This window comes from Streptomyces sp. NPDC091416 (assembly GCF_044756845.1).
Lineage (GTDB): Bacteria > Actinomycetota > Actinomycetes > Streptomycetales > Streptomycetaceae > Streptomyces.
The window spans coordinates 178,222-194,500 of sequence record NZ_JBIVTU010000002.1 but is presented as its reverse complement, the minus strand read 5'-3'; the positions used below and the strand labels follow the sequence as shown (position 1 = coordinate 194,500).

16 protein-coding genes and 1 pseudogene are annotated in these 16,279 nt (G+C 71.7%); 5 read left to right on the top strand and 12 right to left on the bottom strand.

From position 1 onward, the window contains the following. From ACIQMX_RS07865 to ACIQMX_RS07850, 4 genes and pseudogenes are all read right to left on the bottom strand, one after another. Window positions 1-1,277, bottom strand: a 1,277-nt coding sequence (locus ACIQMX_RS07865; RefSeq protein ID WP_402475803.1) for an FG-GAP repeat domain-containing protein, incomplete at its 3' end; no start/stop codon positions are given. 154 nt (window positions 1,278-1,431) lie between these two features. Next, window positions 1,432-2,025 (bottom strand): HAD-IA family hydrolase, encoded by a 594-nt coding sequence (locus tag ACIQMX_RS07860; protein ID WP_402475801.1) that lies wholly within the window; start codon window positions 2,023-2,025, stop codon window positions 1,432-1,434. Window positions 2,026-2,119: 94 nt separating this feature from the next. Then, window positions 2,120-2,320, bottom strand: a pseudogene (locus ACIQMX_RS07855) (DUF397 domain-containing protein); the annotation flags it as partial. Next, window positions 2,280-3,128 (bottom strand): Scr1 family TA system antitoxin-like transcriptional regulator, encoded by an 849-nt coding sequence (locus tag ACIQMX_RS07850; RefSeq protein ID WP_402475799.1) that lies wholly within the window; start codon window positions 3,126-3,128, stop codon window positions 2,280-2,282. The pseudogene ACIQMX_RS07855 and the gene ACIQMX_RS07850, both read right to left, overlap by 41 nt. Window positions 3,129-3,210: 82 nt before the next feature. On the opposite strand from ACIQMX_RS07850, the gene ACIQMX_RS07845 reads away from it, so the two are divergent. Further along, a complete protein-coding gene (locus tag ACIQMX_RS07845; protein ID WP_402475797.1) occupies window positions 3,211-3,699 on the top strand; it encodes an ATP-binding protein in 489 nt (162 codons plus the stop codon). Here ACIQMX_RS07845 and ACIQMX_RS07840 read toward each other — a convergent pair. Continuing rightward, entirely contained in the window at window positions 3,665-4,480 is an 816-nt protein-coding gene (locus tag ACIQMX_RS07840; protein ID WP_363069769.1) for a serine hydrolase domain-containing protein, read from the bottom strand. The two genes, ACIQMX_RS07845 and ACIQMX_RS07840, sit on opposite strands and share 35 nt — an antisense overlap. A 92-nt stretch (window positions 4,481-4,572) precedes the next feature. On the opposite strand from ACIQMX_RS07840, the gene ACIQMX_RS07835 reads away from it, so the two are divergent. After that, window positions 4,573-5,052 (top strand): MerR family transcriptional regulator, encoded by a 480-nt coding sequence (locus ACIQMX_RS07835; RefSeq protein ID WP_363069771.1) that lies wholly within the window; start codon window positions 4,573-4,575, stop codon window positions 5,050-5,052. Then, window positions 5,052-6,068 carry an aldo/keto reductase gene (locus ACIQMX_RS07830; protein WP_402475794.1) on the top strand — a complete coding sequence of 339 codons (1,017 nt, stop codon included), beginning with the start codon at window positions 5,052-5,054 and terminating at the stop codon, window positions 6,066-6,068. The genes ACIQMX_RS07835 and ACIQMX_RS07830 overlap by 1 nt, the downstream gene beginning before the upstream one ends. A 47-nt stretch (window positions 6,069-6,115) precedes the next feature. Here the strand turns inward: ACIQMX_RS07830 and ACIQMX_RS07825 are convergent, their stop codons facing one another. The 7 genes from ACIQMX_RS07825 to ACIQMX_RS07795 form a co-directional block, all read right to left on the bottom strand. After that, window positions 6,116-7,324: an acyltransferase gene (locus ACIQMX_RS07825; protein WP_402475793.1), complete on the bottom strand. Its 1,209-nt coding sequence runs from the start codon at window positions 7,322-7,324 to the stop codon at window positions 6,116-6,118. After that, the gene (locus tag ACIQMX_RS07820; protein ID WP_402475791.1) at window positions 7,321-8,382 is read right to left on the bottom strand and encodes an alpha/beta hydrolase; all 1,062 of its coding nucleotides are present in this window, start codon (window positions 8,380-8,382) and stop codon (window positions 7,321-7,323) included. Before ACIQMX_RS07820 ends, ACIQMX_RS07825 begins: the two co-directional genes overlap by 4 nt. Window positions 8,383-8,579: 197 nt before the next feature. Beyond that, window positions 8,580-9,263 carry a response regulator transcription factor gene (locus ACIQMX_RS07815; RefSeq protein WP_363069779.1) on the bottom strand — a complete coding sequence of 228 codons (684 nt, stop codon included), beginning with the start codon at window positions 9,261-9,263 and terminating at the stop codon, window positions 8,580-8,582. Then, a complete protein-coding gene (locus ACIQMX_RS07810; protein WP_402475789.1) occupies window positions 9,260-10,657 on the bottom strand; it encodes a sensor histidine kinase in 1,398 nt (465 codons plus the stop codon). The genes ACIQMX_RS07815 and ACIQMX_RS07810 overlap by 4 nt, the downstream gene beginning before the upstream one ends. Window positions 10,658-10,759: 102 nt before the next feature. Next, window positions 10,760-11,707 (bottom strand): DUF4429 domain-containing protein, encoded by a 948-nt coding sequence (locus ACIQMX_RS07805; RefSeq protein WP_402475787.1) that lies wholly within the window; start codon window positions 11,705-11,707, stop codon window positions 10,760-10,762. Between the two features lie 116 nt (window positions 11,708-11,823). Then, on the bottom strand, window positions 11,824-13,035 hold the full coding sequence (locus ACIQMX_RS07800) for an alpha/beta hydrolase (RefSeq protein WP_363069785.1): 1,212 nt from the start codon (window positions 13,033-13,035) through the stop codon (window positions 11,824-11,826). A gap of 219 nt (window positions 13,036-13,254) precedes the next feature. Beyond that, window positions 13,255-13,935 (bottom strand): TetR family transcriptional regulator, encoded by a 681-nt coding sequence (locus ACIQMX_RS07795; protein ID WP_363069787.1) that lies wholly within the window; start codon window positions 13,933-13,935, stop codon window positions 13,255-13,257. Window positions 13,936-14,062: 127 nt separating this feature from the next. Here ACIQMX_RS07795 and ACIQMX_RS07790 point away from each other — a divergent pair, with 127 nt between their 5' ends. After that, a complete protein-coding gene (locus tag ACIQMX_RS07790; protein WP_402475785.1) occupies window positions 14,063-15,673 on the top strand; it encodes an MFS transporter in 1,611 nt (536 codons plus the stop codon). Window positions 15,674-15,875: 202 nt separating this feature from the next. Further along, window positions 15,876-16,265, top strand: coding sequence for a peptidase inhibitor family I36 protein (locus tag ACIQMX_RS07785; protein WP_402475784.1), 390 nt, complete (start codon window positions 15,876-15,878; stop codon window positions 16,263-16,265). Window positions 16,266-16,279 lie beyond the last annotated feature (14 nt).

The following is a 16,279-nucleotide window of genomic DNA, read 5'->3' as shown; positions in this document are numbered from 1 at the left end:
ACGCGGGCGAGCAGGTCGGGTGTGCCGTCGCCCGTCAGGTCGGCGCCGCCGACAAGTTCGGTGTACGTGTTCCAGCCGCCGCCGACTCGGGTGCGGGTGGCGAAGGGGGCGTTGGTCTTGCCGGTGCCCTGGTAGAGCCAGAGGACGCCGGCCTTGTCGCGGGCGACGAGATCGCCGGTGGCGTCGGCCTTGAGAGTGGAGAGCTTGGTGAGTGCGGTGTACGCGTTCCAGCCGCCGCCGATCCTGGCGCGAGCGGTGGGGTACGCGGAGTGGCGGAATTTGTCGGACTGGTACTGCCAGAGGACTCCGGCACCGTCCCGGCCGTAGAACGCCGCCTGGTCGATGAAGCTGAGGGTCTGGGGCTCCTGGCTGAGCTGTGTTCCGTCCGGGGCGAAGGTCTGGAAGGCGCCCTGGAGGTATCCGACGGGGATTCCACGGACCGCGGTGAGGCGCAGGTAGTCGCTTGCCTTGACGGTGCCTGCCGTCCAGGCGTGCTCGGAGATGTCCAGTCGGAGCGAGCCGTCGGAGCCGATGGTCCAAGGGCGTTCGGTGTAGGTGACTCCGTCGCCGGAGTACTGGACGTGCACGTCGCGGGCCAGCTGGGCGGCGGTGTAACCGGTCTTGGCGATCTGCTGTGCGGTGAACGTCAGCCGGTTGCGGGTGGAAGCCGGTGGAGTGCTCAGCTGCATCAGCGTGTCCAGACGGCACTCGGCGGGATCGGCCATCCCGACGGAGACGGTGGACCCGCGAGACCGGCTCCAGAACGGACCGAGGTGCGGCTGCTTGATTTTGATCAGGGCATGGGCGGGGTTGATCGGTATGCGGTTGCCCTTGGCGCCGTCGATGTAATAGGCGTTGATATTGAGGCTGGTCCCCACGTACCCGTCCGCCGTGACTCGCACGTGCAGGGAGCCCGGAGCGAGGGTGGCACCGGGTATGCCGTCGTGGTCGCTGTCCTCCTTGCCGAACCGGAAGGTCGCCAGGGAGTCGGCGGCGTACACGGGCTCATGGGCCAGGACGGCCCCGGTGTCGTCGGTGACGGTCAGATGGGCCGCGTTCTCGGTACCCAGATCGAGCTCGACGAAGCTGTCGGCGGTGGGCGGCGTGGTGAGGGTGATCTCGACGTCCTCGGCGGTGCCGACCGTGTCGATGGTGCCCGAAGTACGCAGGGTCATCGCGACAGCGGCGGCGTTGGCCGTGGCCAGTGGGGTGACGCCGAGAGCCGTGCCGAGCAGGGCTGCGGCGAGCGTGGCGCGGTGCCGCTTGGTGAGTCGCATGGAGAGCCTTTCGGGACCAGCCGCCGCATGGTGATCGGACGGTGGAGTGGAAGTATCTCCTCCACGGCCTGGCAGGCAGCGCCCAGGGTGGGGTGTGGGGCAGCCCGGTCCTCCTGGCCGAGGTCCCCGCCCGCCGGTGGTCCGGGGCGGGGAGTCAGACCACGCGCCGAAGCGGCGACAGCGCCTCGTGCAGATCTTCGAGCCGGCGGTAATGGACGGCGGCCATCCCCGCTTCGCGGGCCGCCGTGACATTGGCTTCGGTGTCGTCGACGAACAGGCAGCGGTCGAGCGCCACGCCCAGGAGCTCGGCAGCGATGCGGTACACACGGAGATCGGGTTTCGCGACGCCGATGCGCGCGGTGTTCACGACGGCATCGGCGACGTCGGCAAGGCCTTGGCGTTCCAGGTCCCGCTCCAGCCGAGTGGTCGCGTTGGAGACCAGGGCAACGGACGCGACCGCGCGCACCTTCGCGAGCAGCGCGACGACTTCCTGGTCGACGACGGGCACGAGGGCGGACCAGGCCCGCACCGCTCCATCCGCGCGTTCCTTCGATCCGTGGCGGGCCGCCAGGTCGGTGGCGACCGCGGATCGCCACTGCTCGTCGGTGACCTGCCCCGTGATGGCCGGGTGCAGGCGGACGGGCGCGAACGCTGCGGCTGCGAGCGCGCCGACGGGAAGCCCGTGCTCTTGCTCCAACTCGTCGGCGGCCGGCCAATGGCGGATCACGCCGTCGATGTCGCAGAGCACGGCATCGTAGGGCAGGAGAGGCGTCACTGCCCGCGAAGGCCCTCCACGAACCCGCGCCACGCGACGGCCCGATCACGATGACGGGGCCGCCGTGGACCTTGCTGTCGCGGACGGGGACGGAGCCGCAGGTGCCGGCGGCTACCTCGACGCACTCGCCGCCGTTCGGCCCGCTGTACGAGGAGGTGCGCCAGGTCGCGCCGCCGGTCACGGTGCACTCGACGCAGTCGCCGCCGGTACTTCCGCTGTAGCTCGACTTACGCCACTGCGTGTTGTTCAGGCCGGGGCCGGTCTCCATAACGCTCCTCCATCACGCGGGCGATCAGAGCCGCCAAATCCTCCACGGAGAGTGCGGCAGCCTGTAGGTGAGCGTAGCGGAGTGAGGCCTCCCGGATGGTGTCGGGGCTGGCGGTCATGTGGCCGGAGATGAGGTCTTCTGTGTAGATGATGTCTGGGTCGTCATCGAAGCGCAGAAGGTTGAACGACCCGTCCAAGCTGGTGTGTTCACCGGCCGCAAAAGGCAACACCTGGATCCGCATCCAGCGGTTCGCGGAGAACTCCAACAGCCGCGTCAGTTGGGTACGCATGACCTCATGGCCGCCGATCGGCCGGTACAGCACCGCCTCGTCCAGAACAGCCCAGGCCAGCGGCGGCCGTTCGCGCTCCAGGATGCGCTGGCGCTCCAGCCGGGCGGCGAGCAGGCCGTCCAGATCATCAGGCATACCGGTCGCCAGAACCGCCCGCGCATACCCCTCCGTCTGCAACAGCCCGTACACCAACTGCGCCTGGTACGTGGAGATGTACGTCGCCTTCGCCTCCATCTCCGCATACGGCTGGAACCAGGCCGGCAGCTGGCTGCGCAGGACCAGGCCCATCAGGCGGGAGAACAGCCCGTCCGTGCCCAGGGCCGCGTCGACCCGTTCGGAGAAGTCGCGGGTGGGGACCTTCTTCGTCGTCTCGATCTGGCCGATCAGCGAGCCCGTGCAGAAGATGATGTCGCCCAACTGGGTCTGGTTCAGACCGGCGGCCTCGCGCAGACGGCGTAACTCCCAGCCGTAGTAGTCCAGGGGCGAGGCGCTGGGGTCGAGCGTCTGGATGTTGGCCACGGCGGACCTCCGGGGTGCAACGCCTCGCGGCGTTCGGTTCCGTACGTAGCCGAGCGTAGTCATCCGCTCGCACGATGGTGACATGAATCACGCATCTGCTCCCCGGACCGACTCCGGTGCGCACGAAGAACCCGTCTACCGGGCCGACTTCGCCATGGGCGAGCACTCCGCCCGGCATCTGCGGCGCATCCTGCGGCTCTACCTCGCCGGGTGGGGCATGGCCGACCTCGCCGACGCCGCCGAGCTCGTGCTCACCGAGCTGATCGCCAACGTGGTCCAGCATGTTCCGGGGCGGAGGTGTCAGACCTTCGTCTTCCGGCTGCCGGGCGGCGAGGGCGTACGCGTCGAAGTCGCCGACGACTGTCCGCAGTTGCCCCGCATCGCCGAGTCGGCCACCCTCGACGAGCGCGGGAGAGGACTGCTGCTCGTCGACGCCCTCGCCGACAAGTGGGGCGTCGAGGCGCGCCGGGACGGCGGCGGGAAGGCCGTGTGGTTCGAGTGCCTGACCGCCGCAGGGCCGGTCGCGGCCGAGCCGGTTACGCCGACAGCTCCGCCAGTACCGCGTCCGTGAACGGGGGCCAGACCTCCGCCGCCCACGGGCCGAACGCGCGGTCGGCGAGTGCCACGCAGGCCGCGCCCGCCGCCGGGTCGATCCACAGGAACGTGCCCGACTGGCCGAAGTGGCCGAACGCCGCGGGGGAGGAGCGCGTGCCCGTCCAGTGCGGGGCCTTGTGGTCGCGGATCTCGAAGCCGAGGCCCCAGTCGTTCGGGTTCTGGTGGCCGTAGCCCGGCAGTACGCCCTTCAGGCCCGGGTGGACGACCGTCTGCGCCTCCAGCACCGTGCGCGGGTCGAGCAGGCGCGGGGCCTGGACCTCGGCGGCGAAGCGCGCCAGGTCCTCGACCGTCGAGACGCCGTCGCGGGCCGGGGAGCCGTCCAGCGTGGTCGCGGTCATGCCCAGGGGTTCCAGGACCGCCTGGCGCAGGTATTCCGCGAACGGGATGTCCGTCGCCTTCGCGATGTGGTCGCCGAGTACCTCGAAGCCCGCGTTCGAGTACAGCCGCCGGGTGCCGGGCGGGGCCGTGACCCGGTGCTCGTCGAAGGCGAGGCCGCTGGTGTGGGCCAGCAGGTGCCGGACCGTGGAACCCTCGGGGCCGGCCGGCTCGTCCAGCTCGACCGCGCCCTCCTCGTACGCCACCAGCGCCGCGTACGCCGCGAGCGGCTTGGTGACGGAGGCGAGCGGGAAGCGGTGTGCGGTGGGGCCGTGCGTACCGACGACGGTGCCGTCCGCTCGTACGACGGCCGCCGCCGCGGTGGGGACGGGCCAGTTCTCGATCATCGCCAGGCTCTGCATACGTACGAGACTAGGTCGTGCGCGGTTGTGGCCGAAACTCGCATCCGATTGCGCTTGCTTAGAGTGCACTCCAGGGTTCTAGCGTGGAGGACATGACGGTGACGGAGACGGAGACGGCGGCGCGGACCACCTCGGCAGGGGTGGACACCTGCGCATCGGGCCCCCGGCCCCACCCGCGTCCCGAGGGCCAGGACCGCTACACCATCAGTGAGGTGGCCGCCTTCACCGGGCTGAGCGCCCACACGCTGCGCTGGTACGAGCGGATCGGGCTGATGTCGCACGTCGACCGCTCGCACACGGGACAGCGCCGCTTCACCAACGCCGACCTGGACTGGCTCGGCTTCGTGGGCAAGCTGCGGCTGACCGGGATGCCGGTCGCCGACATGGTCCGGTACGCGGAGCTGCTGCGCGAGGGCGACCACACCTTCGACGAGCGCAAGGAACTGCTGGAGGCGACCCGCCGCGACGTGAGGACGCGGATCGCGGAGCTCCAGGACACGCTCGCCGTCCTCGACTACAAGATCGAGTTCTACGCAGGCGCCCAGCGGGCGCCGGAAAGGCCCAGGGCCTGATGAGTGACAAGAAGATCGAGACCGTGGAGCTCGGCCTGAACGGCCCGCAGGTCGGTGTGCAGGGGCTCGGCTGCATGGGCATGAGCGAGTTCTACGGAGACACCGACGAGGCCGCGGCCCGCGAGACCCTGGAGACGGCTCTCGCCGCCGGCGTCACGCTCTTCGACACCGCCGACGTCTACGGCCTCGGCGCCAACGAGACGTTCATCGCACCCTTCGTCGGCGCGCACCGGGACGAGATCACCCTCGCCACGAAGTTCGCCATCGAGCGGCGCGAGGACGACCCGCACTACCGGGGCGTGCGCAACGACCCCGCGTACATCCGTCAGGCCGTCGAGAACAGCCTGCGGCGGCTGAACACCGACGTCATCGACCTCTACTACATGCACCGCCGCGACCCGGAGATCCCGCTGGCGGAGTCCGTCGGCGCGATGGCGGAGCTGGTGCGGGCGGGCAAGGTCAAGCAGCTCGGGCTGAGCGAGGTGACCGGCGCGGAGCTGCGCGAGGCGCACGCCGTGCACCCCATCGCCGCCCTCCAGTCCGAGTGGTCGCTCTTCAGCCGGGACGTCGAGCGCAGCGCCGTGCCCGCCGCCGTCGAGCTGGGCGTGACGTTCGTGCCGTACTCGCCGCTCGGCCGGGGCTTCCTGACCGGGGCGTTCGCGGACGCCGGCAAGGAGCTGGGGAAGAACGACTTCCGGCAGTTCCAGCCGCGCTTCACCGGCGACAACGCGAAGACCAACGCGGCACTGCTGGAGCCGGTCCACAAGATCGCCGCCGCGCACGGGGCGACCGCCGCCCAGGTGGCGCTGGCCTGGGTGCAGCAGCGGGCGCAGGTGCACGGGCTGGCCGTCGTGCCGATCCCCGGCACCCGCAAGAGCAGCAGGCTGCTGGAGAACGTCGGCGCGACCCGGCTGACGCTGACCGCCGAGGAGCTGGCCCTGCTGGAGCCGATCGCCGGCCAGGTGGCGGGCGACCGCTACCCGGACATGAGCAACACGGCCACCGCGCGCGAGTAGGACCCGGGGCCGGTCACCGCGCGCGAGCAGGACGCGCGGGCCCGGCCTCACGCCAGCCCCAGCGCGAACACCGCGAAGCCCGCCGCGAGCACCCCCGCCAGTGCGCGGCGGGCGTTCGCGGCTCGCGTCCCCGCCTTCCACGGCGCCTCGAAGCGGCGCGCGTACCGGGCGATCAGCACGAGCAGTCCCGCGAACACCGGCATCCAGGCCAGCCGGGCCAGGACCCAGCCGAGCGTGTCCGGACCGGTCGTGAGTCCGGGCACCGTTCCCGCGAAGGACGCCGGGACCGCCGCGGCGAGCATCGCCGTCTGGTGCCAGCACAGGATCGTCATCGCCGACAGGTTGACGACGACGACCGGCGCCCACGCCAGCGGCCTGCGCAGCAGCCGGCCGATCCGCCTCCGCAGCAGGATCGCCGCACCGCTCTGCGCGGCGCCCAGAGCGAGGACCAGCAGCGACGGGGGATGCGAGTTGGTACGCGCCTCGCCCGGCACCCCGACCATCGACGCCGGGTAGTGGAAGAACAGCAGCAGAGCGGCGAACAGCACGCCGCCGCCGACGAGCAGCAGCCGGGCGCCCCGCCTCCCGATCCGGCCCTCGGCCCAGGAGACGCCGAGCTGGTACGCGAAGAGCCAGCCGGGAAGGATGTTGAGCAGGCTCAGCCAGGACGGCACGGCGTCACCGAGCGGCCCGTAACGCAGCAGATCGACGGCGGCGACCGCGCCGAGCAGCGGGGCCGCGGCCCAGCCGCCGAGCCGTCTCGCCATGCGGATGCAGTACGGGGTCAGCGCGGTGACCACCGCGTACACGCCGACGAACCAGAGCGGCTGGATCACCAGCGTCGACCCGGTCCGCAGGGTGTCGCCCGGTACCCCGAGCACGTGCAGCACCGGGATCATCGCCGCCCAGACGGCCGTCACCCCGAGCACCGGCCGGCCCAGTCGGGCCATCCGCCCGCGCAGCCAGGCGCCCGTCGTCGACTTCCTCCGGCGGTAGGAGAGCACCGAGGCGTACCCGCCGACGAGGAAGAAGACGCCCAGCATCTGGAGCACCCAGCTGAACGGGGCGAGTGCGCCGAAGGCCGAGAGCGGGCTCGCGTTGTGCAGCGCCCCGCCGTCGTCGAGCCGGAATCCGCCGAGCAGCCAGTGCCCGGTGGGGACGGCGAGCAGGGCCAGGGCGCGCAGGCCGTCGAGGGCGCGGTCGCGATGGGCGGGCGTACGGGCCTCGATACGGGAGGCGAGGGCGTGCAGGCTCATCGGCTGTCCCCGTCCGCGTAGGTGCCTTCGGCGATCGCGGCGAAGGCGTGGAGGGATTCGGTGCCGGGGGCGAAGTAGCCGGTGTGGCCATGGGCGTCACCGGCGGGCACCCGGCGGGCGCCGAATTCCGGGGAGGTCGGGTCGGCGCCGTGGCCGAGGCCCGCGAACTCGACGTTCGGGACGTTGTCGATCCAGTCGTCGGGGTCCTTGGCGGCCCACACCCGGGCATCGGTGTGCAGGTCGTCGACGTCGTCGGCGCGCATCCCGGGGGAGCCGAGGACGACCAGGTCACCGGCGCGCAGCCGGGGCGCGGCGAGGCCGCAGACGACGGAGCCGTAGCTGTGGCAGAACACCGTGGGCTCGGGCGCCCCGGTGGCGGCGAGGCCGTCCGTGAGGCGGGCCAGACGGTCCGCTCCGGCTTCGGCGAGCGAGCCGGTCGCGGCGTCCACCCCGACGCCGACGGGCGTGGTGTATCCGGCCCAGGCGATCACCGCGCTGCCCGGACCGGTCTCCGCGTACAGCGACCCGGCCATGCCGGCGGGCGTCCCGTACACGTCGCTCTCACGGTCGAAGGTCCCGGCGTCGATGTCGGAGCCCGGCACCACGACCGACACGTGGCGCGCCGTGGTCAGGTCGCCGAAGACCTCGGCGACCTGGCCGCGTCCGCGCGGGTCGAACGCGAGTATGTGGCGCTGCGGGTCCGCGGCGAGGCTCGCGTACCGGGGGTCGGGATCGGCCTTCAGGGCCAGGGCGTTGGCCCGGTAGCGGAGTTCGACGGGCGCGCCGTCGAGGTTGCCGACGACGAGCGGATGCCGTGCGACCAGGGACTGCTGGTCCCGCTCGCTCAACCCGGCGAAGAACCGGGCCACTTCGGCGGGCGTCTCCCGCGCCGGATCGGGCAGCTCCCGGCCCAGTACGTGGTCCGACCGCCAGGCGGCCGTGCCGGGGGGCGGCCCCGTCAGTGCCTGCTGGGCGTTGCCCGACGCCCAGCCGGCGGTCCCTGACACGACGGCGGTCGCCAGGGCGACCGCGACCAAGGTCCTCGCGTAGCGGCGCATCCGACCCTCCCTCTCCGGCTGAACCGGCTCCCGCACGCCGTTCGGCGCGTCGGGGAGGAAGGTAGGAAGAGGGTGGGCGCCGGGGCGTCACACCGGGGGGCCAACCGCGGGGTGATACCGGGGTAGGGGGTGTACGGGGTTGCCGGGGCCGTCCGGCGGCCGCTTCGTCCTCGATCGCCGGACGGCAGCCCCGGCGGTTACCCCTCGCCCGGCACCACCAGCCCCGCCTCGTACGCGAAGATCACCGCCTGCGCACGGTCGCGCAGGTCCAGCTTGGCCAGCACCCGCCCGATATGGGTCTTCACCGTCTGCTCCGCCAGCACCAACTGCCCCGCGATCTCCTGGTTCGACAGCCCCCGCGCGATCAGCTCCAGCACCTCCGTCTCGCGCGGGGTCAGCCCGTTCAGCCGCAGCGCGGGACCACTGCGGGACGCTCCGGACGGCCGCTGCCGGGCGAAGTCCGCGATCAGGCGGCGCGTCACGGAAGGCGCCAGCAGCGCGTCGCCGGCCGCCACCACCCGGACCGCCGAGATCAGGTCCGCAGGCGGGGCGTCCTTCAGCAGGAAGCCGGACGCGCCGGCGCGCAGCGCCTCGTACACGTAGTCGTCCACGTCGAAGGTGGTGAGCATCAGCACCTTCGGCACGTGCACCACGCCCACCGGCGGGTTCAGCAGTTCGCGGGCCGCCGCCAGGCCGTCCATCTCGGGCATCCGCACATCCATCAGGACCACGTCCGGATGCGTGCGGCGGCTGACGTCGACGCCCCGGCGCCCGTCCGGCGCCTCACCGACCACGTCGATGTCGGCCTGCGCCGCCAGCAGCGCCGCGAACCCCGCCCGCACCATGGCCTGGTCGTCGACGATGATCACACGGATGGTCACGAGTCCTCCGGAGCCGGGGGCGGGGGCGGGGCGGATGCGGAAGAAGGAGCCGCCGCCGGTGGCAGCGGGAGCCGCGCGGCCACCCGGAAGCCGCCGTCCGGCAGCGGCCCGGTGTCCAGCGTTCCGCCGGTCAACCGTACGCGTTCACGCATGCCGACCAGCCCGTGTCCCGTGCCCGTCGTCTCCACCGGAGTACGCGGAGCGAGCGTCGAACCCGTCCTCGGCGGCGCGTCGTTGACGACCAGCACGGTCAGATGCGCACCGTCGGAGCTGACCGACACCCGGGTCCGGGCACCCGGCGCGTGCCGGACCACGTTCGCCAGGGCCTCCTGAACGATGCGGTACGCGGACAGGTCCACCGCCGGCGGGACACCCTCCAGCCCGGCGGGCAGCGACAGTTCGGCCGGCAGCCCGGCCCGTACCGTCGCCTCCACCAGCTGCTGCACCCGGTCGAGCCCCGGCTGAGGCGCCCGCTCGCCCTCCGTACCCTCGCTGCGCAGCACCACCAGCAGCCGCCGCATCTCCGCGAGGGACTCCCGCGCACTCGCGGCGATCGAGCCGAACTCCTCGCTCGCCTCGTCGGACAGCCCCTGCAGCCGGTACGGGGCGGAGTCGGCCTGGACCGTGATCACCGACATGTGGTGCGCGACCACGTCGTGCAGCTCGCGGGCGATCCTGGTCCGTTCCTCCAGCAGCGTCCGCTGCGCCCGCTCGGCCTCGCTGATGGTCTCCTGCTCGGCGAGCCGGCGCTGGGCGTCACCCCTTTCGCGTACCGTCGCGCCGACCACCAGCACCACGCCACCGAGGATGAACATCAGGACCGAGTTGTCGGTGCCGCGGTGGGGGGAGACCAGGTACAGGACGAGCCCCGCCGCGCCCGTGGCCAGCCAGACGGCGGCCAGGGTCCGCCGCTGCTCGCGCAGGCCCAGCGCCAGGAGCAGGAAGAGGTAGGCGATGAGGCCGGGCGGCGTCCACGGCCAGGCCTGGCTCTGCCCGCCGTCCACCCCGAGCAGCACGACCGCACCCAGGATCTGGGCCGGGAAGATGATCCACCAGGCCTGGAGCGGCCGGTGCGCCAGCATCAGCAGGGGTGCGGCCTGCGCGACGGCGAGCGCTCCCGCGATGCCGGCGTCCATTTCGTACTGGGCGGTCAGGACGTTGATCGTGACCGGGAGGAAGACGGCGACGAGCGCCACGACGGCGGCGTACGGCAGCAGCCGCTGCCACCGCCTGGGCGCACCGGCCAGGAGCGGTGTCGGGGGATGGGAGGGGTGGGACAGCGCGTGGCCGGTCTCGCGCAGATTGCGGCGGGCGGCGCTCAGCAGCCCGTCCGCCGGCGGGTGCGGGGGAGCGGGCGGCGGCGATGACGGCGGAGGCGGGGAGGAAGTCGGCATGGCCTGCTCAGGGTAGGCAGCGGGGCCACCTGGCGGCGTCATACCGGGGTTCCGGTCAGCCGCCGCCCTTCTCGTACGACGGTATGACCCCGCTGGTACGCGTCACAGCTCGGCGAGCAGCTGGGCCTTCTTCGCGCTGAACTCCTCGTCCGTCACCAGACCCGCCTGATGGAGCTCGCCGAGATGGCGGATCCGCTCCGCGATGTCCGCCGGGTCCCGGCGTCCCGCACCCGCCAACGCGGCCACGACCGGCGTGGAGTGCTTCCTGCGGACGGATTCCAGGACGGCCGCGGCGAAGGGCAGCGACTCGTGCACCGGACCGTAGCCGAGGCCGAAGATCACCGCGGCCGGATCCTGATCGGCCCGGGTCGGGCGCCCCGCCAGCGGCTGCGTACTCGGGGCGGCGCTCGTCAGCAGGCCCGCTCCGGGGGCGGCGGCCGAGGCTCCGGCGGGCGGAGCCATGGACTCCAGGCCGCGCGGTACGAGCCGCAGATAGCCCTCGAAGGCCTCGGGCGAACGCCACTCGACGCCGCTCAGTTCCGTGACCGGGAACGTCTGGTCGCCCGCCTTCCACTTCTCCGAGGAGGCGCCCGTCCAGAACCACCGGAACGAGATCCGGTCGCCGTCGAAGCTGGCCCTGCCGTCGTACGCCTTGAAGCGCATCGGCGCCTCGGGCGCCGCGACCAGGAACCGGTCGGCGGGTTCGCCGGCCTCGGGGCCCAGCAGCGCGCGCAGCTCGTCCGCGTAGTACTCGGCGAGCGTCTCCCGTTCGGCGGGGAGGACCAGGCGGTACGGATCGCAGCCGTCCTTCAGCTGCCCGGCAGCCGCCTCCACCAGCGGATCGGCACCGGGTCTCGGGACCGCACGCAGCACCACCGTGCCCCGCTTGCCCGGGGTGAGCGTCACCGACGACAGCGCCGCATGCGGGACGCGGCGCTCACGGAGGCTCTGGAGGAGCCTCGGCGTGCGGATACCCCGTTCGAAGCGGATGAGCACGGAGTCGGTGTCGAACTCCCAGGTGGCATGAATTCCGGCCAGCACATCACCCATGTGCCACATCGTATGCGGCACATGCCCGCTCGTCCCCCCTCGGAGGCACTCGCAATTCCTGGCCGGTCGCGGTTCTCTACGCGCGTCAGACCCGTGCGCACCGGTCTTTGTGCGCGTCAGACCGTCGCGTGGCCGGAAATCTGTTCGTGGCAGCCGCTGTCGGACCGGGCACAGGTCACGGAGTCGTAGGCGCCCGCGCCGATCGCGGCGAAGTTGCCGAGGCTCTCGGTCCCCGGTTCGAAGTAGCCGCTGTGACCGACCGCGTCGCCCGCCGAGGCGATCCGCGCGCCGAAGTCCGGATCGACCGGATCGGCGCCGTGGCCGAGGCCGCCGAACTCCAGGTTCGGTACGTCCGCGATCCAGTCGTCATGGTCCCGCATCGCCCAGACGTTGGCCCGGGTGTGCAACTGTCCGGCGTTGTCGGCCCGCATGCCGGGGCTTCCCGCGACCGCGATGTCCGTCACCCGGCCGGGCAGTTCGTCCGCGGCGACGCCGCACAGGACGGAGCCGTAGCTGTGGCAGAACAGCGAGACGGGAGCGGTTCCCGGGAGCGACTTCACGAGCGCGTCGAGCCGGACGGCCCCGCGCTCGGCGAGGTTGCCCAGGGCCGCGTCCATGCCGATGCCGGCCGGCGCCGTGTAGTCGGCCCAGGCGATCACCGCGGTCCGCACGCCCGGATGCGCGGAGTGCTCGGCCGCGTACAGGGACTTGGCCATGCCCACGGGGGCGGCGTTCGTCTTGCGCCCGGTGCGCTCCAGCGTCAGCAGGTTCGTGTCGACGCCCGGGACGACCACCGAGACCCGCTCGGCCCGGTCCAGGTCACCGAACACCTCGGCGGCGTGGCCCCGGCCCGACGGGTCGAACGCGAGGAAGTGGCGGCCCGCGGCGAGCATCGACCGGAAGCGGTCCACCCGGCGCTGCGCGTCGGCGCGGCCGTCGGGCGAGAGCCTCGGGTCGTGGATGCGGGTCTGCTCGGCCGTGCGCGCCTGTTCCAGCGCCAGCCGGTTGGCCCGGTAACGCAGGGTGACCGGGGCGCCGTTCAGGTTTCCCACGACGAGGGGGTACTTGCGGGCCAGACCGGCCTGCTGCGCATCCGTGAGAGCGGCGAAGAAGTGCGCCAGCCTGTACGGAGGCGCATCCGCCGCGGGAAGCGCGTGTCCCGCTATCGACCCCTTGGCCCAGGAAGCGAGTGCGGCGGTGCGTGGCGCGTCGGAGTGCTGATGACGCACGGCGGTCCAACCGGTGGTCGCCAGCATCACGAACACGACCGCGACGGCGAGAAGAGCGCGCCAGGCGGTGAGCGTGGGGGAGGAGTCGAAGGAAGTCACTGCGCCACACATTAGGAGACGCGCGCGGGGCTTCGTTGAGCGGGTGACGCACATCACCCGGGTGTGGGGAATGAAAGCCCGTTTTCCTCACGCTGTGTACGGCCTTGCGCCACGCTGCGCGGCGCCGGATGCCGTCGGAGGGCCCCATCGGGCCGTCGCGGCCCGCCTGTTGTGAGGTCGGTCATGTCCCGCGTCTGAGGCGTGCGGCACACGGTCCCGTCAGTTGAGGTGTGCCGTCGTGGCGGGACGCGCGCGCCAGTCCCCGGCCAGCGCCGGGCCCAACTGGTCCAGATAGGCCTCGGTCAGCGTCCGCAGCGAGTCCATGCTGCCGTCGCAGCTCCGCCCCCACAGCTGTCCGGTCACCCGCATCACCCCGCAGAACGCGGCGACGGCGACGCGCGGGCGCGGATCCCGCGCCAGGTCCAGGCTCTCGCGCTCGGCGATGAGCCCGGCGATCTGCTCCTCCACGGCGACGCTGCGCCGCATGTGGGCGGCGAGCAGGGAGGGCGTCGACTCGATCATCTGGTAGGTCCGCATGTGGAGTTCGACCGGGACGAGGGCCTCGACGGCCTCTCCGATACTGTTCCAGGCGCACAGGACTGCACGGCGCATGGCCTCGAAAGGGGGTTCGGTGGCGGGGCGTTGACGCAGTTCCAGGATGAAGCGCGACTCCACCATGTCCTGGACGGCGAAGACGACCGACTCCTTGCCGGCGAAGTAGCGGAAGAAGGTGCGCTGGGAGACCTCGACGGCGTCGACGATCTCGTCGACGGTGGTCGCTTCGTAACCCTGGGTGGTGAAGAGGTCCAGGGCGGCACGGAGCAGGGCATCCCGGGTGCGTCGCTTCTTGCGTTCGCGCAGCCCGGTCGGAAGGCCTGCGACTTGCTGCCCGTCGGTCACTGAACTGGTCCTCTTTTCCCTGCTTTGTCCAGCTCAGCCTACTGTGCGCTACGTGTGAGCTACGTGACAGTTACCGACTTGTGAATTGGTTTGTCAACTGTCAGCGGCTGACACTAATCTCGCGCGTATGACTAGTCAGCCCACCCTAGAGAAGGCGTCGCGGGAGCCCCAGGACCCGGCCGGCTCCGTACCTGCCAAGGGACTGCGCGGCCACCCCTGGCTGACGCTCTTCGCCGTGGCCATCGGCGTGATGATGGTCGCGCTCGACGGCACGATCGTCGCGATCGCCAACCCCGCGATCCAGCAGGACCTCGGCGCCTCGCTCGCCGACGTCCAGTGGATCACCAACGGCTACATGCTCGCCCTCGCGGTCTCCCTGATCACCGCGGGCAAGCTCGGTGACCGGTTCGGCCACCGTCAGACCTTCCTCATAGGTGTCGTCGGTTTCGCCGCGGCGTCGGCGGCCATCGGCTTCTCCGGCAGCGTGGTCCTGGTGATCACGTTCCGCGTGCTGCAGGGCCTCTTCGGCGCCCTGCTGATGCCGGCCGCGCTCGGCCTTCTGCGCGCCACCTTCCCGGCCGAGAAGCTGAACATGGCGATCGGCATCTGGGGCATGGTGATCGGCGCCTCGACCGCGGGCGGCCCGATCCTGGGCGGTGTGCTCGTCGAGCACGTCAGCTGGCAGTCCGTCTTCTTCATCAACGTGCCGGTCGGCGTGATCGCCCTCGTCATGGGCGTGCTGATCCTCAAGGACCACCGCGCCGAGAACGCCCCGCGCTCCTTCGACATCGCCGGCATCGTGCTGCTGTCCGGCGCGATGTTCTGCCTGATCTGGGCGCTCATCAAGGGTGCGGAGTGGGGCTGGGGAGACACCAAGACGGTCGGCTTCCTGGTCGCCGCCGTCGCGCTGTTCGTCGCCTTCGCCCTCGTCCAGCAGCGTGTGAGGGAACCGCTGATCCCGCTGGCGATGTTCCGGTCCGTACCGCTGTCCGCCGGCACGGTCCTGATGGTGCTGATGGCCTTCGGCTTCATGGGCGGTCTCTTCTTCGTCACCTTCTACCTCCAGAACGTGCACGGCCTGAGCCCGGTCGACAGCGGTCTGCACCTGCTGCCGCTGACCGGCATGATGATCGTCGCCTCGCCGATCGCGGGCGCGATGATCACCAAGTTCGGCCCGCGGGTACCGCTCGTCGGCGGCATGGTGTGCACCGCGATCGCGATGTTCGGCATGTCCCAGCTGACCGTCGACACCGGCACCTTCACCATGTCGATCTGGTTCGCCCTGCTCGGCCTCGGCCTCGCGCCGGTCATGGTCGGCGCCACCGAGGTCATCGTGGGCAACGCCCCGATGGAGCTCTCCGGCGTCGCGGGCGGTCTGCAGCAGGCGGCCATGCAGGTCGGTGGCAGCCTCGGTACGGCGGTGCTGGGCGCGATCATGGCAGCCGGCGTCGACTCCGAGCTGCCCGGCAACTGGAAGGAAGCACAGCTTCCGCCGCTGTCGCCCGAGCAGCTGGACCAGGCGTCCTCCGCCATCAAGGTCGGCATGCCGCCGGTCGCCGAGGGAACCCCGCCGGAGGTCGCCGGCAAGATCGTGAACGTCGCCCACGACACCTTCGTCTCGGGCATGAGCACGGCGTTCATGGTCGCCGGCATCGTCGCGGTCATCGCCGCACTGGTCGCCACCCTGACCAAGCGCGGGGAGAACGCCGAGGCGGGCATGGGCGGCGGTCACATCTGACCGGTCCTCGCGACGGTCACGTCCGACCGGTCCTCGCGGCCGCCTCGCGGCGTCAACACAGCGCGTCCAACAGCCCCGCCGGAACGTTCCGGCGGGGCTGTCGCCTATCAGGGTGGTCCCGGCCCCCGTGCTCTTCCCGTACCGCTGCCGCGCAGCTCAGAGTGGGTGCGCAAGATCTACATCAGCACGGGGGTTGATTCACATGCGTACGACCGTTCTCGCGGCCGCCCTGGCCGCCACCGCCCTGGTCCCACAGGCTCCGGTCCAGGCCGTGGCCCCGCAGGCCCCGGTCCGGGCCGTGTCCGGCCGGCTCGGGGACTGCCGGGCCGGCCAGCTCTGCCTCTGGGCCGAGCCCGACTTCACCGGCACCCGGCAGGTCCACGAGCTGTCCGGCGTCGACATCGAGAGCTGCGTCCCGCTGAAACCGGGCGCCACCGTCCAGTCGCTGGCCAACCGCACCGGCAGGCCCGTCACCGCCTACCAGTCGGCGGAGTGCGAGGAGACCGGCGAGTTCGAGACCTACCCGGGCGGCGGCACCTGGACCCCGCGCACCCCGTACCAGGTACGGGCCTTCAAGATCTGGGAGAACTGACCCGCACACAGCAC

What these genes read in the sequence shown, in the direction of transcription:
- ACIQMX_RS07845 (WP_402475797.1), top strand. Translation starts at nt 3,211, where the DNA reads ATGAATCACGCATCTGCTCCCCGGACCGACTCCGGTGCGCACGAAGAA.
- ACIQMX_RS07840 (WP_363069769.1), bottom strand. Translation starts at nt 4,480, where the DNA reads ATGCAGAGCCTGGCGATGATCGAGAACTGGCCCGTCCCCACCGCGGCG.
- ACIQMX_RS07835 (WP_363069771.1), top strand. Translation starts at nt 4,573, where the DNA reads ATGACGGTGACGGAGACGGAGACGGCGGCGCGGACCACCTCGGCAGGG.
- ACIQMX_RS07830 (WP_402475794.1), top strand. Translation starts at nt 5,052, where the DNA reads ATGAGTGACAAGAAGATCGAGACCGTGGAGCTCGGCCTGAACGGCCCG.
- ACIQMX_RS07825 (WP_402475793.1), bottom strand. Translation starts at nt 7,324, where the DNA reads ATGAGCCTGCACGCCCTCGCCTCCCGTATCGAGGCCCGTACGCCCGCC.
- ACIQMX_RS07820 (WP_402475791.1), bottom strand. Translation starts at nt 8,382, where the DNA reads ATGCGCCGCTACGCGAGGACCTTGGTCGCGGTCGCCCTGGCGACCGCC.
- ACIQMX_RS07810 (WP_402475789.1), bottom strand. Translation starts at nt 10,657, where the DNA reads ATGCCGACTTCCTCCCCGCCTCCGCCGTCATCGCCGCCGCCCGCTCCC.
- ACIQMX_RS07805 (WP_402475787.1), bottom strand. Translation starts at nt 11,707, where the DNA reads ATGGGTGATGTGCTGGCCGGAATTCATGCCACCTGGGAGTTCGACACC.
- ACIQMX_RS07790 (WP_402475785.1), top strand. Translation starts at nt 14,063, where the DNA reads ATGACTAGTCAGCCCACCCTAGAGAAGGCGTCGCGGGAGCCCCAGGAC.
- ACIQMX_RS07785 (WP_402475784.1), top strand. Translation starts at nt 15,876, where the DNA reads ATGCGTACGACCGTTCTCGCGGCCGCCCTGGCCGCCACCGCCCTGGTC.